16 protein-coding genes are annotated in these 16,039 nt (G+C 42.5%); all 16 read left to right on the top strand.

Going from position 1 to position 16,039, the window contains the following annotated elements:
- The first annotated feature begins 1 nt into the window (after nucleotide 1).
- Nucleotides 2-241, top strand: coding sequence for an RNA-binding protein KphA (kphA, locus tag PCY07_RS01690; protein ID WP_003001620.1), 240 nt, complete (start codon nucleotides 2-4; stop codon nucleotides 239-241).
- A 42-nt stretch (nucleotides 242-283) separates the two neighbouring features.
- On the top strand, nucleotides 284-616 hold the full coding sequence (locus tag PCY07_RS01685; RefSeq protein WP_013903651.1) for a MazG nucleotide pyrophosphohydrolase domain-containing protein: 333 nt from the start codon (nucleotides 284-286) through the stop codon (nucleotides 614-616).
- A gap of 75 nt (nucleotides 617-691) precedes the next feature.
- Nucleotides 692-1,474 carry an alpha/beta hydrolase gene (locus PCY07_RS01680; protein ID WP_301355048.1) on the top strand — a complete coding sequence of 261 codons (783 nt, stop codon included), beginning with the start codon at nucleotides 692-694 and terminating at the stop codon, nucleotides 1,472-1,474.
- Between the two features lie 36 nt (nucleotides 1,475-1,510).
- The gene (gene rimM, locus PCY07_RS01675; protein WP_003016315.1) at nucleotides 1,511-2,029 is read left to right on the top strand and encodes a ribosome maturation factor RimM; all 519 of its coding nucleotides are present in this window, start codon (nucleotides 1,511-1,513) and stop codon (nucleotides 2,027-2,029) included.
- Nucleotides 2,019-2,735 carry a tRNA (guanosine(37)-N1)-methyltransferase TrmD gene (gene trmD / locus PCY07_RS01670; protein WP_013903648.1) on the top strand — a complete coding sequence of 239 codons (717 nt, stop codon included), beginning with the start codon at nucleotides 2,019-2,021 and terminating at the stop codon, nucleotides 2,733-2,735. The genes rimM and trmD overlap by 11 nt, the downstream gene beginning before the upstream one ends.
- Before the next feature lie 319 nt (nucleotides 2,736-3,054).
- Nucleotides 3,055-5,376, top strand: a complete 2,322-nt coding sequence (locus tag PCY07_RS01665) for a CAP domain-containing protein (protein WP_301355049.1) — start codon at nucleotides 3,055-3,057, stop codon at nucleotides 5,374-5,376.
- 237 nt (nucleotides 5,377-5,613) lie between these two features.
- Entirely contained in the window at nucleotides 5,614-6,357 is a 744-nt protein-coding gene (locus PCY07_RS01660; RefSeq protein WP_003016359.1) for a DeoR/GlpR family DNA-binding transcription regulator, read from the top strand.
- On the top strand, nucleotides 6,354-7,265 hold the full coding sequence (gene pfkB, locus PCY07_RS01655) for a 1-phosphofructokinase (RefSeq protein ID WP_049488054.1): 912 nt from the start codon (nucleotides 6,354-6,356) through the stop codon (nucleotides 7,263-7,265). The genes PCY07_RS01660 and pfkB overlap by 4 nt, the downstream gene beginning before the upstream one ends.
- Nucleotides 7,262-9,229: a fructose-specific PTS transporter subunit EIIC gene (locus PCY07_RS01650; protein ID WP_013903644.1), complete on the top strand. Its 1,968-nt coding sequence runs from the start codon at nucleotides 7,262-7,264 to the stop codon at nucleotides 9,227-9,229. Before pfkB ends, PCY07_RS01650 begins: the two co-directional genes overlap by 4 nt.
- 132 nt (nucleotides 9,230-9,361) lie before the next feature.
- The gene (locus tag PCY07_RS01645) at nucleotides 9,362-9,736 is read left to right on the top strand and encodes a DUF1149 family protein (protein ID WP_003001888.1); all 375 of its coding nucleotides are present in this window, start codon (nucleotides 9,362-9,364) and stop codon (nucleotides 9,734-9,736) included.
- Between the two features lie 3 nt (nucleotides 9,737-9,739).
- Entirely contained in the window at nucleotides 9,740-10,588 is an 849-nt protein-coding gene (locus tag PCY07_RS01640; RefSeq protein WP_301355050.1) for a DegV family protein, read from the top strand.
- Nucleotides 10,589-10,598: 10 nt separating this feature from the next.
- On the top strand, nucleotides 10,599-11,366 hold the full coding sequence (gene dapB, locus PCY07_RS01635) for a 4-hydroxy-tetrahydrodipicolinate reductase (protein ID WP_301355051.1): 768 nt from the start codon (nucleotides 10,599-10,601) through the stop codon (nucleotides 11,364-11,366).
- Entirely contained in the window at nucleotides 11,363-12,574 is a 1,212-nt protein-coding gene (locus PCY07_RS01630; RefSeq protein WP_301355052.1) for a CCA tRNA nucleotidyltransferase, read from the top strand. The genes dapB and PCY07_RS01630 overlap by 4 nt, the downstream gene beginning before the upstream one ends.
- Nucleotides 12,571-14,439 carry an ABC-F family ATP-binding cassette domain-containing protein gene (locus PCY07_RS01625; RefSeq protein ID WP_301355053.1) on the top strand — a complete coding sequence of 623 codons (1,869 nt, stop codon included), beginning with the start codon at nucleotides 12,571-12,573 and terminating at the stop codon, nucleotides 14,437-14,439. The genes PCY07_RS01630 and PCY07_RS01625 overlap by 4 nt, the downstream gene beginning before the upstream one ends.
- A 9-nt stretch (nucleotides 14,440-14,448) precedes the next feature.
- On the top strand, nucleotides 14,449-14,967 hold the full coding sequence (locus PCY07_RS01620) for a hypothetical protein (protein WP_003016328.1): 519 nt from the start codon (nucleotides 14,449-14,451) through the stop codon (nucleotides 14,965-14,967).
- Between the two features lie 85 nt (nucleotides 14,968-15,052).
- Nucleotides 15,053-16,012 carry an ROK family glucokinase gene (locus PCY07_RS01615; RefSeq protein WP_014713397.1) on the top strand — a complete coding sequence of 320 codons (960 nt, stop codon included), beginning with the start codon at nucleotides 15,053-15,055 and terminating at the stop codon, nucleotides 16,010-16,012.
- The last annotated feature ends 27 nt before the right edge of the window (nucleotides 16,013-16,039 follow it).

The following is a 16,039-nucleotide window of genomic DNA, read 5'->3' as shown; positions in this document are numbered from 1 at the left end:
TATGGATACGATTGAAAATCTCATTATTGCAATTGTGAAACCCTTGATTTCACAACCGGATGCTTTAACCATCAAGATCGAAGATACTCCTGAATTCTTGGAGTACCACCTTGACCTTGATCCTAGCGATGTTGGTCGTGTAATCGGTCGAAAAGGTCGCACCATTTCTGCGATAAGAACGATTGTCTACTCTGTCCCAACTGAAGATAAAAAAGTAAGAATCGTTATTGACGAAAAATAAGAAAAGCGGGACAAGGTCTCGCTTTTTTTGCAAGGAGAAGGAATGAGAGATTTAACAGTTAGACAACTAGAGGAATACTTACTTGATCATTACCAACAATCTAGAACAGAAGAAGGACTTTTTATCAAACTAGTGGAAGAAGTTGGAGAAGTCGCTGAGGTTTTAAATGGACGTTCAGGTAGAAAAGAGGGTGTCCAAGATTCAAACGAGGAATTGGCAAAGGAGTTGGCAGATATCATTCACTACACAGTGGCAATTGCAGCTATTAACCATATTGACCTAACGAAGACTATTTTTGAAAAAGACAAGAAGGCAGCCATCAAGTATCAGCATGAACAAGATTTGGAAGGCTTTTTAGCAAAAAAGAGCATTTGAGAAAATCCCTTGAACGTGATAAAATAAAACCTAAGAATGTTAAGTGAATTGTTGTTTAGAAAGAGTTATTTTGATATGAACCGATTTGAAGTAACTACAAAGATTGGTTGTCTCTCTGTTACTTATAAAAAGAGAAATAAAGTACTAGTTTGTTTAAATGGTGCTGGTTTGATACCAAGTTATGAAAATTTCCTACCAATACTTGAAAAACTTCCTTCCTCAATAGGTTACTTAACGATTGATTTTCCGAATACAGGTAGGAGTCCGATTCATAGTCAAACAGGACTTAATTTGGATAATCTTGTTGAAGCGGTATACGAAATCCTGAAGGGATTGGAAATTTCCAATTATATACTTTGTGTTCATAGTTTAAGTGGTGTTTTGGCTTTAAAGTTAATGAGTAAACCAATTAAGTGTCAAGCTTTGATAGCAATTGAACCAACAACAAAAAATATAATGTTTGCTGATTTTTCAAAAAATCCTTATCCAGAAATGGAAGAGCAAATGAGAATGATCGAAGAATGTGGTCCGGAAAATTATTTTAAGGGACTAACACAAGCGACATTTGAACCTGAAAATGACAGACTGATTTGGGAATTGATGGAAGAAAAGGGCTTGGAATTGGAAAAGCAAGTTCCTGGATTTCAGATATCTGTAAATATTACCGCTGAAGATTTTGATAGTTTGTCCTTAGCAGATAATATTCCTGTTTTCGTATTTTGTCAGGCGTATAGAGAAAAAGAGTACAGAGATTCAGAATATTGGAATTCTAATACAAAACTCATTCTAGGTGGAAACCACCACTATCTACAGTGGTCAGAATCGGAAAAAATTGCAGCTCTTATTAGAGAACTGTAGAGATAAATTAATTAAAAGAGGAATGTAAAGAATAAAATGAATTATTTTAACGTTGGGAAAATTGTCAATACCCAAGGCTTACAAGGAGAAATGCGGGTCTTGTCTGTAACAGACTTTGCGGAAGAGCGTTTTAAAAAAGGAGCTGAGTTGGCTCTCTTTGATGAGAAGGATCGTTTTGTCCAAACGGTGACCATTGCCAGTCATCGCAAGCACAAGAACTTCGACATCATCAAGTTTAAGGATATGTACCATATCAATGCCATCGAAAAATTCAAGGGTTTTAGCCTCAAGGTTGCAGAAGAAGACTTGACGGATTTGGATGAGGGCGAATTTTATTACCATGAGATCATCGGCCTTGATGTTTACGAAAACGACCAGTTAATCGGTCAGATCAAGGAAATCCTGCAACCAGGTGCCAATGATGTCTGGGTCGTTAAACGCAAAGGGAAACGCGATCTTCTTTTGCCATATATCCCACCTGTAGTCTTAAATATCGATATCCCAGGAAACCGGGTTGATGTAGATATCTTAGAAGGGTTAGACGATGAAGATTGATATTTTAACCCTCTTTCCAGAGATGTTTTCTCCTCTTGAGCATTCCATCGTCGGAAAGGCGCGTGAAAAGGGACTTCTCGAGATCAACTACCATAATTTCCGTGAAAACGCGGAGAAAGCGCGCCATGTGGACGATGAACCCTATGGTGGCGGGCAAGGCATGCTCTTACGAGCTCAACCGATTTTTGATACCTTTGATGCGATTGAGAAAAAGAATCCGCGCGTGATTTTACTGGATCCTGCTGGTCGGACCTTTGATCAAGCCTACGCAGAAGAGTTGGCTCAGGAAGAAGAATTGATCTTTATCTGTGGTCACTACGAGGGATACGACGAGAGGATCAAAACCTTGGTGACGGATGAAATTTCTCTTGGAGATTATGTTTTGACAGGTGGCGAGTTAGCGGCCATGACCATGATTGATGCGACAGTTCGTTTGATTCCAGAAGTGATCGGAAAAGAGTCCAGTCACCAGGATGACAGTTTCTCCTCTGGTCTTCTAGAATATCCTCAATACACACGACCTTATGATTACAGAGGGATGACGGTTCCAGATGTTCTCATGAGCGGTCACCATGAAAATATTCGTCAGTGGCGCCTCTATCAGAGTTTGAAAAAGACCTTGGAGCGTCGGCCAGACTTGCTAGAAAACTATGAGTTGACAGCAGAAGAAGAGAAAATGTTGGAGCAAATTAAACAGGAAGACTAATAGTGTCAGCATTTTTAGATTGAAGAAAAAGTAATTTTCTTTAATCTTTTTCTTTTACTAGAGAAAGTTAAAAACTCTTAAGAATGGCACTACATCAGATTTCCTAAGGGGTTTCACTATAAGGTACCCAAACTATATAATGGCAAATATTCCATTGCTGGTAGGGTTTGTTACCATTCTGCAACAGCGTTAGCTGTTTTTCTTTTACACTAAAATGATACAAAAAAACTTTTTCCTACTACTAGTTATTGGTAACAAAATGTGGTATCCTAAAAGATAGAAAAACTTTTTGAAAAGATTTAGTTTTGGAGGTGATTTAATGGGAAAGAAATTAGGAAAATCAGTTTTTACGACGGGAATTGCTGCAACAACGGTACTGTCTGGTATGTTTCAGCACAAGGCCAGTGCGGAAGAAGTCAAGCAAAATGAAAATGCAGAAACCAACAGCACGGAAGTAGTCGAAAAACCAATTACAGTTGATGAATTGAAACAAATTACGGCTCAAAAAGGACAAGCGGTAAAAGATGTACATTACCAAGAGCAAAAAGTGATGGAGGCTCAAACAGCAGTCAAAGTAGCTGGACAGGAATTAGAAGAGAAGAAACTTGCAGTTACGGCTGCCGAAGACCTCATTGCGACAACTTCGGATGCGAAAATTGAGAAAGCAGAAAATGATGTAAAAGTAGCTCAAGCATATGTCACCATCGAAGAAAATAAGGTTAGAGAAGCGGAAGATGCACATGATCAAGTTGTAGAGGCTGTTCGTCAGCAGGAAAATCAGGTCACAGCTCAGCAATCTTTGGTCGATGTAGCTCAAAATGAATTAAATCAGGCAAAAGCACCAATATCGAATGATGAGAATGTGCTAAATCAGGCCTTGTTGGAGCAAAGTCAAGTCGAGCAAAGTATCCGAGAATCTCAAAATTACCTTGCAACCTTGCAAGCTAGCCAGCAAAATGGTTCAGATACAGTGGCTCAAATTGAGAGCGACATTCAATTAGCCCAAACACGTCTCACTGACTTGAAAGCTGTCATTGCAACTAAAGAAGCAGAGCTAGCTGCCTTAGAACAAGCGGCTGCTAGTAGCCCGGCTCAGTTGAGTCAAGCAACTTATGAAGGCTATTTGCAACACTTAGCTAACAATGGCAATGAAGCTGCAGCAAGTGCCTTAGCCTTATACAAGCGTAGTCGTGAAGAAGACGGCTTGACAGTTGGAGAGTCTGCAACCTTGCAAGCTAATCTACGGGCTCTTGAAATTGCGGATGCTATCAATGCTTATCGTCGGAATGCAGGGCTGCCAGAATTGAAACTTGATCCTTATTCTTTTCCTGCTAGCCAAGTACAGTTAGAATATTTCAAAAAAGCTAATTGGCATATGTTTAAGTATTTGCCAAACGAGAATGTTGCATATGGATTCTCTCCTGCTGGCGCAGTGGACTTTTGGTTCAATGAAAAAGCAACCTACCAAAAAATGGCTGCTCAATATGGTCTGTCAACAGATGAAACACAGATTGATGCCAACGATATCTATATGAAGATTGGAGCAGAAGCCTTTGCCAAAGTTGGTCATTACCTGCAAATGCTGGATAACAAAGCCACTGCTCTATCTGTTGCTTATGATCCAACTAATGCGATGTCTGAAGCAGCCTTCCTGCACAGTCCGGTCACCTCGGCTGTGACTACCAGCGAATTGGCTCAACAATTGCGTCAGGGGGCAGGGGCTACTACGACAAGAGCAGATGTAAAAGCCAAGTCTGATGAAGTGGCCAATCTTAAGTTAGACAAGGCCAATCAAGAGTCCCAAATTATCATCTTGCAAGGCAAGTTAGCAGATGCTCGCCATTCCAACTCGAATGTCGAAATAGAGATAGCCAATGTGCAAAAGACCATCCAAAACTACAAAATCCTTCTTGTTCGAAAGGACCATGCGGTTGAAAAGGCTAAAGCTACTCTTGCGGTATCGCGTGGAAGGATTGAAGCGACAATTCAGCCGAAAGAAGTATCGCTTCAAAAAGCAAAAGACTTGTTAGCAGCTGCACATGAGAAATTAGTTCTCTTAAGAGCGGAAGAAGCAGAAAAAGCGCAGGTTGTTCAAGACGCACATGAAGCATTAAAAGTAGCGCAAGAGCGTCTAACTGCTGCAGAAAAACGTCTTTCTGACTTTAAAAATGCTCCAGAATTATTGGTCAAAGCCCAATCTGTTTTAGCAGCTGCGGTCGCTAATTTAGAAAATAAAAAAGAAAAATTAGAAGAAGAATTTACAACATTACAATCCTATCAAAGTGTCGTGGAACTGTTGAATTCTCAATATGAAGATCTTGCCTCACGTATGGATCCAGCTATCTTAAAAGCAGCAGATATGCCAATGGATATTCGTTCAAGCAATCCAACAACTTTCTCGGATACGCCGACAGTTCTTCCAACAAGTACCAATAGTCTGCAAGTGCAAGCACCAAAAGCTACTCCAGCCTCAAAACCAGAAGCGAAAGTAGAAGAAATCAAACCGAAAAAAGAAAACAGCCAAGCTGTGGCAGGGAGAGATTCCTCCAAAAATGTAGCAGCAACAACAGGTGTTGTCGTTGGGCTACTTGCTGGATTGTTTGGTTTCAAGAAAAAGAAACAATCTTCAAGAAATGATTAAGTCATACTGAAATAGAGTGGATGCTTTGAAACTTTATTGCTTAAAATCTTCAAAGAAAACTGAAGAAACCTTATGAGGGTGGGAAAAGAACTCTTTTAACAAAATGAGTTCATTCCCACTCTTTTTTGTACACTTTTGTATCTTTTGAAAGAAAATGACAGAAAATGATAAAAAATGTTGACAATTTTGAAAGATAGAGTATAATAGTTTTTGTAATCGATTGCAAAAGGAGGGGAAATGCTTAAATCTGAACGAAAACAGTTTATCCTCGAAAAGGTTTTGAAGGAAAAATTTGTCTCTTTGGAGACTCTTGTACAAGATTTGGGAACATCTGAATCGACTGTTCGTCGGGATTTGGATGAGTTAGAGGATGAAAGCAAACTTCGCCGGGTCCACGGTGGGGCGGAAAGTCTTCACTTTCTCCAAGAGGAAGAAAGTAATAAAGAAAAATCTATCAAAAACATTCAAGTTAAGTCAAAAATTGCAGTAAAGGCAGCGGAATTGATCAAAGATCACGATGTGGTCTTTATCGATGCCGGGACGACCAATGAACTTCTAGTACAAGAAATTGTAAATCCAACGGTGACAGTAGTGACCAACTCGATTCACCATGCAACCAAGTTGGTTGAGCGAAATGTTCCAACAGTCATTATAGGTGGAATGGTTAAATCTTCTACAGATGCTAGTATCGGAGGAATCGCGCTCAATCAAATCGGTCAGTTAAATTTTGACAAGGCCTTTCTTGGAATGAATGGAATCGATGATGAGTTTTACAGCACTCCAGACCTGGAAGAAGGATCTGTCAAGCGTGCGATTATCGAAAATGCAAAAAAAACCTATATCCTAGCGGATGATTCGAAAATTGGCGTGACATCCTTTGTCAAAGTGGCTCCTATCAAGCGAGCCATGATTATCACCAATCAATGTGAACCGCAACGATTAAAGGTTTTAAAAGAAAAAACGGAGGTTATAGAGGTTTGATTTATACAGTAACACTGAATCCAGCCATTGACTATATTGTTCGACTCGATCATGTAGAGACGGGAGCGGTCAATCGGATGGCTTCGGAAGATAAATTCGCCGGTGGTAAAGGGATCAATGTCAGTCGTGTGTTGAAGCGTCTCGATATCGAGAACACAGCGACTGGATTTATCGGTGGTTTCACTGGACGTTTCATTGAAGACGTACTGACCAGCGAAGCCATTTCAACCAACTTTGTGACAGTGGACCAAGATACACGGATCAATGTCAAGATCAAAGCTGATGAGGAAACAGAGATCAATGGGAATGGCCCAGAAGTAACAGAAGCTCAGTTGCAAGAATTGCTCGACATCTTATCGAGTTTATCATCAGATGATGTGGTAGTCTTTGCAGGATCTGCTCCATCTTCACTTGGAAATGCTGTTTACAAACAATTGATCGCAGCAACTCGTGCGACAGGCGCGCAAGTCGTTTGCGACTTTGAAGGGCAAACCTTGATTGATTCCTTAGAGTTCAATCCCCAATTGGTTAAACCAAATAACCATGAATTGGGAGATATTTTTGGAGTTACCTTGACGGAATTACCAGAAATTGAACGTTACGCCAAAGAAATCTTGGCCAAAGGAGCACAAAACGTCATTATTTCCATGGCGGGTGATGGAGCTCTTCTTGTCAGTCCAAACGGTACTTACTTCGCAAAACCAATCAAAGGGGAAGTGAAGAATTCTGTTGGGGCTGGAGATTCCATGGTAGCAGGCTTCACTGGGAAGCTCGCAACGACGGGAGATGTTATTGAAGCCTTCAAATGGGGAGTGGCTTGTGGAACAGCGACCACTTTCTCAGATGATTTGGCAACAGCTGATTATATAAAAGAAACTTATGAAAAAGTAGAGGTAGAAAAACTATGAAAATTCAAGACGTTTTAAATAAAAACGTGATGTTGTTTGACCTTCAAGCAACAGATAAAGAGGGCGTGATCAATGAGATGATTCAATCGCTCGTTGACAATGGTGTGGTGACAGATTTTGACACCTTCAAGGCTGGAATCATGAACCGTGAAGCACAAACTTCAACTGGTTTGGGTGACGGAATTGCCATGCCCCACAGCAAAAATGAAGCAGTCAAAGAAGCAACGGTCTTGTTTGCAAAATCAAACAAGGGTGTGGACTATGCTTCGCTTGATGGCCAACCAACAGACTTGTTTTTCATGATCGCAGCTCCAGAAGGGGCAAATGACACTCACTTGGCAGCCCTTGCTGAATTGTCTAAGTACTTGATGAAACCAGGATTTGCAGACAAACTTCGCCAAGCAAGCACTCCTGATCAAGTGATCGCAGCCTTTGATGCAGAAGAGCAAGAAGCTGCCGCTGAAGAAGCGAAAAAAGCAGAAGCAGTCAAAGAAGCAGCTTCGTCTGACAAACCTCTCATCGTTGCCGTTACAGCATGTACAACAGGTATCGCCCACACTTACATGGCAGAAGAAGCCCTCATCAAAAAAGGGGAAGAAATGGGTGTTACAGTCCGCGTTGAAACCAACGGGGCATCTGGTGTCGGCAACCGCTTGACAGCTGAAGAAATCGCCAAAGCTGAAGGGGTCATCATTGCAGCTGATAAAGCAGTTGAAACCGCTCGTTTCGATGGCAAAAAATTGATCTCTAAACCAGTCGCAGCCGGTATCCGTCAGACAGAAGACTTGATCCAAACCATCTTGGATGGCAAAGCAGATGTCTTCCACGCTGAAAATGCTGCACAAGCTAGCGCTAGCCAAGAAAAATTGAGCTTGGGTGGAGCCTTCTACAAACACTTGATGAGTGGGGTTTCTCAAATGCTTCCATTCGTTATCGGTGGTGGTATCTTGATCGCCCTTGCCTTCTTGATTGACCAAGTTCTTGGTGTACCTCAAGATCAATTGTCTAGTCTTGGTTCTTATCATGTATTAGCAGCACAATTTAAAACAATTGGTGGAGTAGCCTTTGGCTTCATGCTTCCTGTACTTGCAGGTTACATTGGATTCTCAATCGCTGAAAAACCTGGTTTTGTGGCAGGGTTTATCGCTGGATCTATTGCTAGCTCAGGGTCAGCATTTGGAAATATCGCCTACGGTGCTGCTAAAGGTGAATTACCAGCAGCAGTATCATCTGGTTTCCTTGGTGCCTTAGTTGGTGGTTTCCTAGCAGGTGGAGTGATTCTAGTTCTTCGTAAAGCCCTTGCAGGTCTTCCACGTTCTCTTGATGGTATCCGTTCAATCCTTCTCTTGCCATTGCTTGGTGTTGGTTTGACAGGATTCTTGATGTTCCTCATCAATATTCCAATGGCTGCTATCAATACTGGTCTTAACAACTTCCTTTCAAGCTTGTCAGGTAGCTCAGCTGTCCTTCTTGGACTTCTCGTCGGCGGTATGATGGCTGTCGATATGGGTGGACCAGTTAACAAAGCCGCTTATGTCTTCGCTACAGGTACACTTGCTGAATCTGTTGCTTCAGGTGGTTCTATTGTTATGGCAGCTGTTATGGCAGCTGGTATGGTTCCTCCATTGGCAGTATTCGTAGCAACTGTATTGTTTAAAGATAAATTCACACAGGAAGAACGAGATTCTGGTTTGACAAACATCGTTATGGGTCTTTCCTTCATCACAGAAGGTGCCATTCCATTCGGTGCAGCTGACCCAGCTCGTGCCATCCCTAGCTTCATCGCTGGTTCAGCATTGACAGGTGCCCTTGTTGGTCTTGCAGGCTTGAAACTCATGGCTCCTCACGGAGGAATCTTTGTTATCGCCCTTACATCAAATCCACTTCTTTACATCTTGTTCGTATTGATCGGTGCAGTCGTAAGTGGTATCTTGTTCGGATTGCTTCGCAAACCTAAAAACTAAACATGACTAAAAGGTTGGGTCTTTCCCGGCCTTTTCTTCTTGTACTAGCGAAAAAATCACCTCATTCTACGTTGGTATCTTGAGCTGAATTATGATATAATAAGCCTATCGCATATTTTTAGGAGAATAAAAATGGATATTCAACGTGAAAAAGAATTTGTTAGCCAATACCACTATGACGCTCGTAATTTTGAGTGGGAAAAAGAAAATGGCATTCCCGAAACAAAAGTAGATGTAAACTTTCAATTAATCAATCGTGATCAAGAACAAAACACGACTTCTTTGATTGTCATCTTGAGCTACATGATCGTTTTTGACGGTTTTGTGATCAGCGGAACCATCACTCAAATCAACCACTTGTTTGGTCGTTATGTTAATGAACCAAGCGAATTCAGCAAAGACGAAGTGGAAGAATTGGCTCGCCCTTGCTTGAATATGCTCAACCGTTTGACTTATGAAGTCACAGAAATTGCCCTCGATTTACCGGGTATTAATTTGGAGTTTTAATCAATGAAATTAGCAGTGATCACGGATTCGTCTGCCTATTTACCGCAAGACTTGCTCCATCACGACGACTTATTTATTTTAGAGATCCCGATCTATATCGATGGGGAGTCTTATGTTGAAGGGAAGAACCTGACACACGATGAGTTCTACCAAAAGATGGCTGCGTCTAAGGAATTACCAAAGACGAGCCAGCCGAGTGTTGCAGAGTTAGAAGAAGTCTTATCTGGTTTGACAGCTAAGGGCTATACGCATGCTATCGGTCTTTTCTTATCATCTGGTATCTCTGGTTTCTACCAAAATATCCAATATTTGAAGGATGAATTTGAAGGCTTGACTGTCGAATTTCCGGACTCAAAAATCACTAGTGCTCCTCTAGGAATGATGGCTGAAGACTGCTTGAAATGGGCAGGTGAAGGCCGTTCCTTCGATGAAATTGTTGCCAATGTCCAACACCAGATTGATGGAACCTCTGCCTATATCATGGTGGATGATTTGAACCACTTGGTCAAAGGTGGTCGTCTATCAAATGGGGCTGCTATTCTTGGGAACCTCTTGAGTATCAAGCCTATTCTTCATTTTAATGATGAAGGCGTGATTGAGGTCTTTGAGAAAGTCCGGACGGAAAAGAAAGCCATGAAGCGCTTGGTAGAGATTGTTGTATCAGATATCGCAGATGGTCATTACCAAGTCTTTGTCATCCATGCCAATGTCCCTGAAAAAGCAGAAGCACTTCGCCAACTACTCATCGAAGAAGGAGTAGAAGGAGACATTCCTTTTGCGACTTTTGGAGGGGTTATTGGGACGCACTTAGGTGACCATAGCTTAGCAGTTGGGTATATCCCTATCGTTTAAGGAGAATTCTATGTCAATTAAAGTCATTATCGCAGGTTTCAAGGGTAGAATGGGACAAGCAGCCTACAAGATGGTTTCAGAAGATCCTGAGTTAGAATTAGCTGGCTTGATCGATCCATTTACTGATGAGACAGAAGTTGCAGGAGTCCCTGTCTTTAACCGCAAAGAAGATGTTGTGGGTCTAGAGGCAGATGTTTGGGTAGATTTTACCATGCCCAAGGTCGCTTACGAAAATACTCGCTTTGCAATTGAGAATGGCTTTGCGCCTGTTGTGGGAACGACTGGATATACTCCTGAGCAGATCCAAGAATTGACAGACCTTTCACGTGAAAAGGGCTTGGGTGGCTTGATCGCGCCGAACTTTGCCATCGGAGCCGTGCTCTTGATGCAATTTGCAGCGCAAGCAGCCAAGTATTTCCCGAATGTGGAGATCATCGAATTGCACCACGATAAGAAAAAAGATGCACCGAGTGGAACAGCAATTAAAACCGCTGAGTTGATCTCTGAGAAGCGCGAGAAGATCCAGCAAGGTGCAGCAGATGAAGAAGAGTTGATGCCTGGAGCAAGAGGGGCAGAGTTTGAAGGGATGCGCATCCATTCGGTTCGATTGCCTGGCCTAGTGGCTCACCAAGAGGTGATTTTTGGTAGCCAAGGCGAAGGGTTGACTCTCCGTCATGATTCCTATGATCGTGTTTCCTTCATGACAGGAGTAAATCTAGGGATTAAAGAAGTTGTCAAGCGTCATGAGCTTGTTTATGGTTTGGAACACTTACTATGAGATTAGAAAAGATGCCTTCTGAGTTTCAGGAGGCTTTACCAATATTAGAGAAGATTAAAGCAGCTGGTTTTGAGGCCTATTTTGTCGGGGGATCCGTTCGAGACGCCCTCTTGGATCGTCCGATTCACGATGTAGATATCGCTTCTTCCTCATATCCAGAAGAGACCAAGGCGATTTTTGATCGAACAGTGGACATCGGTATCGAACACGGGACTGTCTTGGTCCTTGAAAATGGTCAAGAATATGAAATTACGACCTTCCGGACGGAGGATGTCTATGTAGATTATCGTCGTCCGAGCTCTGTGTCTTTTGTGCGCTCGCTGGAAGAAGACCTCAAGCGCCGTGATTTCACCGTCAATGCCTTTGCTTTAAATGAAAAAGGAGAAATTGTTGACCTCTTTCATGGACTAGAAGATTTAGAAAACAAGGTCCTTCGGGCGGTTGGGCTTCCCCATGAACGGTTTAACGAAGATGCGCTCCGGATCATGCGAGGCTTTCGCTTTCAATCCAGTCTTGGCTTTGAATTAGAAGAGGCAACCTTTGATGCCATGAAGGAGTGTGCTCCCTTACTAGAGAAGATTTCAGTAGAGCGCACCTTCATCGAGTTTGATAAACTCTTGCTTTCTCCATACTGGAGACAAGGCTTGGAGGCTATGCTGGCAAGTGGGGCCTATCACTATCTGCCAGAGATGAAGGATCGTAAAGAAGCGATCGAGCGTTTGTTTGACATAGAGTTGGAATATACCTTTTCAACTTCTGAGCAAGCCTGGGCTGCTTTGGTCTTAGCACTAGGGATTCAAGATATTTCAAAATTCTTTAAAAAGTGGAAGACCTCTAGAGACTTTGCCAAGACGGTGGAGCAGATCGTGGAGATTCTAAAGCTCCGAGAAAAAGGAAGTCTAGACAAGCGTGCTTGCTACAAGTATGAGAAGCGTTTGTTGCTACTAGCTGAAGAGCTACGGGAAGGGTATTCCTTGAGTGTGGATTATTTGGTCATCGAGCGCGTTTATGATAGCTTGACCATTCATGATAAGCATGAAGTGGTGGTTAATGGGGGTATGCTGATTAAAGAATACGGCTTTCAACCAGGTCCAGCTTTAGGTGAGGTTTTGACAAAAATTGAATATGCCATTGTCGATGGGGAACTGGCCAATGAGAAAGAGGCCATCATAGCCTATATCCAACAAGCAAAAGAGGAGGAAAAATGAGCGATTTTATTGTCGATAAATTAACCAAATCTGTCGGAGATAAGACCGTCTTTCGTGAGATTTCCTTTATCATTCACAACTTGGATCGGATCGGATTGATTGGGGTCAATGGAACTGGAAAAACCACTCTGTTAGATGTATTGTCAGGTCGATCTGGCTTTGATGGAGATGTGAGTCCTTTTTCCGCCAAGAGTGATTATACGATTGGCTACTTGACGCAGGAGCCAGACTTTGATGATCAAAAAACGGTTTTGGATACGGTGCTATCTAGCGATTTGCGGGAGATGCAGCTGATTCGCGATTATGAATTCTTGATGGCGGATTACCGAGAAGAGAACCAAGCTCGTCTTGAAAAAGTCATGGCAGAGATGGATTCGCTCAATGCTTGGGAAATCGAGAGTCAGGTCAAGACAGTCCTTTCAAAACTTGGGATTGAAGACTTGAATGCCAAAGTTGGCGATCTATCTGGGGGCTTGCGTCGTCGGGTGCAACTGGCCCAAGTTTTGCTATCTCACCACGATCTGCTCTTACTAGATGAGCCGACCAACCACCTAGACATTGATACCATCGAATGGTTGACCAATTTCTTGAAGAACTCTAAGAAAACCGTGCTCTTTATTACTCACGATCGCTATTTCTTGGATAATATCTCGACGCGGATCTTTGAGTTGGATCGAGCTGGCTTGATCGAGTATCAGGGCAACTACCAGGATTATGTCCGCTTAAAGGCTGAGCAAGACGAGCGTGATGCAGCCCTTCTTCATAAGAAGCAGCAACTCTATAAGCAGGAGTTGACCTGGATGAGGCGTCAACCTCAGGCGCGTGCGACCAAGCAACAGGCGCGGATCAATCGATTTCATGATCTCAAGCAAGATTTGTCTGGTCAAAGCAACCAGACGGATTTGGAGATGAACTTTGAGACCAGCCGAATCGGAAAGAAAGTCATCGAGTTTAAAGATGTGAGTTTTGCTTTTGAAAACAAGCCGATTTTACAGAACTTTAACCTCTTGGTGCAAAACAAGGACCGCATCGGGATCGTAGGGGATAATGGTGTCGGCAAGTCTACCCTACTTAATCTGATCGCTGAGCGACTGCAGCCTCAGTCTGGGCAAGTCATTATCGGGGAAACCGTGCGGGTGGCTTATTTCTCTCAACAGATTGATGGGTTGGATGAAAGCAAGCGCGTGATTAATTTCCTCCAGGAAGTTGCTGAGGAAGTGAAGACGACCGTTGGGACGACTTCGATTGCTGATCTCTTGGAGCAATTTCTCTTCCCACGCTCTATGCACGGAACCTTGATCGAAAAACTCTCCGGTGGTGAGAAGAAGCGCCTCTTTCTTTTAAAACTCTTGATTGAAAAACCCAATGTGCTTCTCCTCGATGAGCCAACCAATGATTTGGATATCGCAACCTTGACGGTTTTGGAAAACTTCCTTCAAAACTTTGGAGGTCCCGTTATTACCGTCAGCCACGACCGCTATTTCTTGGACAAGGTGGCGAGCAAGATCCTGGCTTTTGAAAATGGGGGCATTCGGGAGTTCTTTGGCAATTATACGGATTACCTGGATGAGAAGGCATTTGAAGCAGCTCAAGTAACGGCCAGTCACAAGGTTGAAAAAGAGAAACCTGCTAAGCCAAAAGAAGAGAAGAAACGCATGAGCTACATGGAGAAGCAGGAGTGGGCGAGCATTGAAGCAGATATCGAAGCCATTGAAAATCGGATTGCAGAGATTGAAGTGGAGATGAATGAAAACGGCTCTGACTTTGGCAAATTGTCAGCCCTTCAAAAGGAATTGGATCAGGAAAATGAGCGACTGCTTGAGAAGTATGACCGCTATGAATATCTGAGCGAATTAGATGAATAAGGAGGCCCTATGAATCAATTGAACCGGATATCCCTTGGGATTTCAGCCACTATTTTTACCATTATCGGTATCGTCTTGTTTATCAATCCGATTGAGCACATTGGCTCATTTAGCTGGTTGATTTCCTGTGGTTTCTTTTTAATCTCCCTTTCTCGTTTTTCACGCTATTACCGATTGCGCCAAGCTGGTATCATTCAGCAGCAACAGCTCTTTCACAGCATGGTCGCCTTAGTTTTTGCAGTCTACTTACTGCTCTATGGCTACAAGACCTTGCCGATTGTCTTTCCAGTCACTTTAGGGATTTGGCTGATCTATCGTTCGATTTTAAATTTCCGAAAAGCCAATTTCTACTCGAGAAAGGTTGAAGAACTATCCAAGCGATATATTTTCTTTGCTTTGATCCAACTCTTTACTGGCCTATTTTTAATTGTCAGTCCGTTGTCCATCAGTGTTTTTCTACTTAATATTATTGGATTGATTTTCCTTGTCCTAGGTCTTCAATCCTTCAGTTTCTTGTTAAAAAGTTGAGAAAAGTTACGTGCAAACCTTTGCGTTTGACAAAAAGTCTGATATAATAGAACTGTAAGTGTTTACAGGTTGAAAGGAGTAATAGATGTCTAAAAAAATTATTGGGATTGACCTTGGAGGAACTTCGATCAAATTTGCCATTCTTACCTTGGATGGAGAGGTTCAAGAAAAATGGTCTATTAAAACAAATATCTTGGATGAAGGTAGTCATATTGTAGATGATATGATCGAATCAATCGCGCATCGTTTGAAGATGCTTGGGCTTGATGCTTCTGAGTTTCAAGGAATTGGAATGGGATCACCTGGTGTCGTTGACCGTGAAAAAGGTACAGTTATCGGTGCCTACAACTTGAACTGGAAGACCCTTCAACCAGTCAAAGAAAAGATCGAAAGTGCCCTTCATATTCCATTCTTCATTGATAATGATGCCAACGTTGCTGCTTTGGGTGAACGTTGGAAAGGAGCTGGTGAAAACCAACCAGATGTTGTTTTCATGACTCTTGGAACAGGCGTCGGCGGGGGAATCGTCGCTGAAGGTCGCCTCTTACATGGTGTGCGTGGAGCAGCTGGTGAGCTTGGTCATATCACTGTTGATTTTGATGATCCAATTCAATGTACCTGTGGTAAAAAAGGATGTCTCGAAACGGTTGCATCTGCAACTGGTATCGTCAACTTGACTCGTCGTTATGCGGATGAGTACGAGGGAGATTCTCAATTGAAAGTCTTGATCGACAATGGTGAAGAAGTGACCGCTAAAACTGTCTTTGATCTAGCAAAAGAGGGTGATGCTCTTGCTTTGATCGTTTATAAGAACTTCTCACGTTACCTTGGGCTTGCTGCTGCCAACATTGGTTCAACTTTAAATCCATCTAAGATCGTTATCGGTGGTGGAGTTTCGGCTGCAGGTGAATTCCTTTTGGAAGGAGTGCGCAAAGTCTTTGAAGAAAACTCATTCCCACAAGTGCGTGAATCAACACAATTGGCTCTTGCTACCTTGGGAAATGATGCCGGTGTCATCGGTGCTGCATCCCTTGTTTTACAATGAGACGTCAAGTAGGAGATCTAGCAGATG

The sequence above is a fragment of the Streptococcus sp. SP1 genome, assembly GCF_030440005.1.
Taxonomy (GTDB): domain Bacteria; phylum Bacillota; class Bacilli; order Lactobacillales; family Streptococcaceae; genus Streptococcus; species Streptococcus parasanguinis.
Note: the sequence above shows the minus strand (reverse complement) of the source record. Positions and strands in the feature narration are given on the sequence as shown.

Excerpts from the sequence above, each read along its gene's own strand:
- kphA (WP_003001620.1), top strand. The coding sequence starts at position 2 with ATGGATACGATTGAAAATCTCATTATTGCAATTGTGAAACCCTTGATT.
- PCY07_RS01685 (WP_013903651.1), top strand. The coding sequence starts at position 284 with ATGAGAGATTTAACAGTTAGACAACTAGAGGAATACTTACTTGATCAT.
- PCY07_RS01680 (WP_301355048.1), top strand. The coding sequence starts at position 692 with ATGAACCGATTTGAAGTAACTACAAAGATTGGTTGTCTCTCTGTTACT.
- rimM (WP_003016315.1), top strand. The coding sequence starts at position 1,511 with ATGAATTATTTTAACGTTGGGAAAATTGTCAATACCCAAGGCTTACAA.
- trmD (WP_013903648.1), top strand. The coding sequence starts at position 2,019 with ATGAAGATTGATATTTTAACCCTCTTTCCAGAGATGTTTTCTCCTCTT.
- PCY07_RS01665 (WP_301355049.1), top strand. The coding sequence starts at position 3,055 with ATGGGAAAGAAATTAGGAAAATCAGTTTTTACGACGGGAATTGCTGCA.
- PCY07_RS01660 (WP_003016359.1), top strand. The coding sequence starts at position 5,614 with ATGCTTAAATCTGAACGAAAACAGTTTATCCTCGAAAAGGTTTTGAAG.
- PCY07_RS01650 (WP_013903644.1), top strand. The coding sequence starts at position 7,262 with ATGAAAATTCAAGACGTTTTAAATAAAAACGTGATGTTGTTTGACCTT.
- PCY07_RS01645 (WP_003001888.1), top strand. The coding sequence starts at position 9,362 with ATGGATATTCAACGTGAAAAAGAATTTGTTAGCCAATACCACTATGAC.
- PCY07_RS01640 (WP_301355050.1), top strand. The coding sequence starts at position 9,740 with ATGAAATTAGCAGTGATCACGGATTCGTCTGCCTATTTACCGCAAGAC.
- dapB (WP_301355051.1), top strand. The coding sequence starts at position 10,599 with ATGTCAATTAAAGTCATTATCGCAGGTTTCAAGGGTAGAATGGGACAA.
- PCY07_RS01630 (WP_301355052.1), top strand. The coding sequence starts at position 11,363 with ATGAGATTAGAAAAGATGCCTTCTGAGTTTCAGGAGGCTTTACCAATA.
- PCY07_RS01625 (WP_301355053.1), top strand. The coding sequence starts at position 12,571 with ATGAGCGATTTTATTGTCGATAAATTAACCAAATCTGTCGGAGATAAG.
- PCY07_RS01620 (WP_003016328.1), top strand. The coding sequence starts at position 14,449 with ATGAATCAATTGAACCGGATATCCCTTGGGATTTCAGCCACTATTTTT.
- PCY07_RS01615 (WP_014713397.1), top strand. The coding sequence starts at position 15,053 with ATGTCTAAAAAAATTATTGGGATTGACCTTGGAGGAACTTCGATCAAA.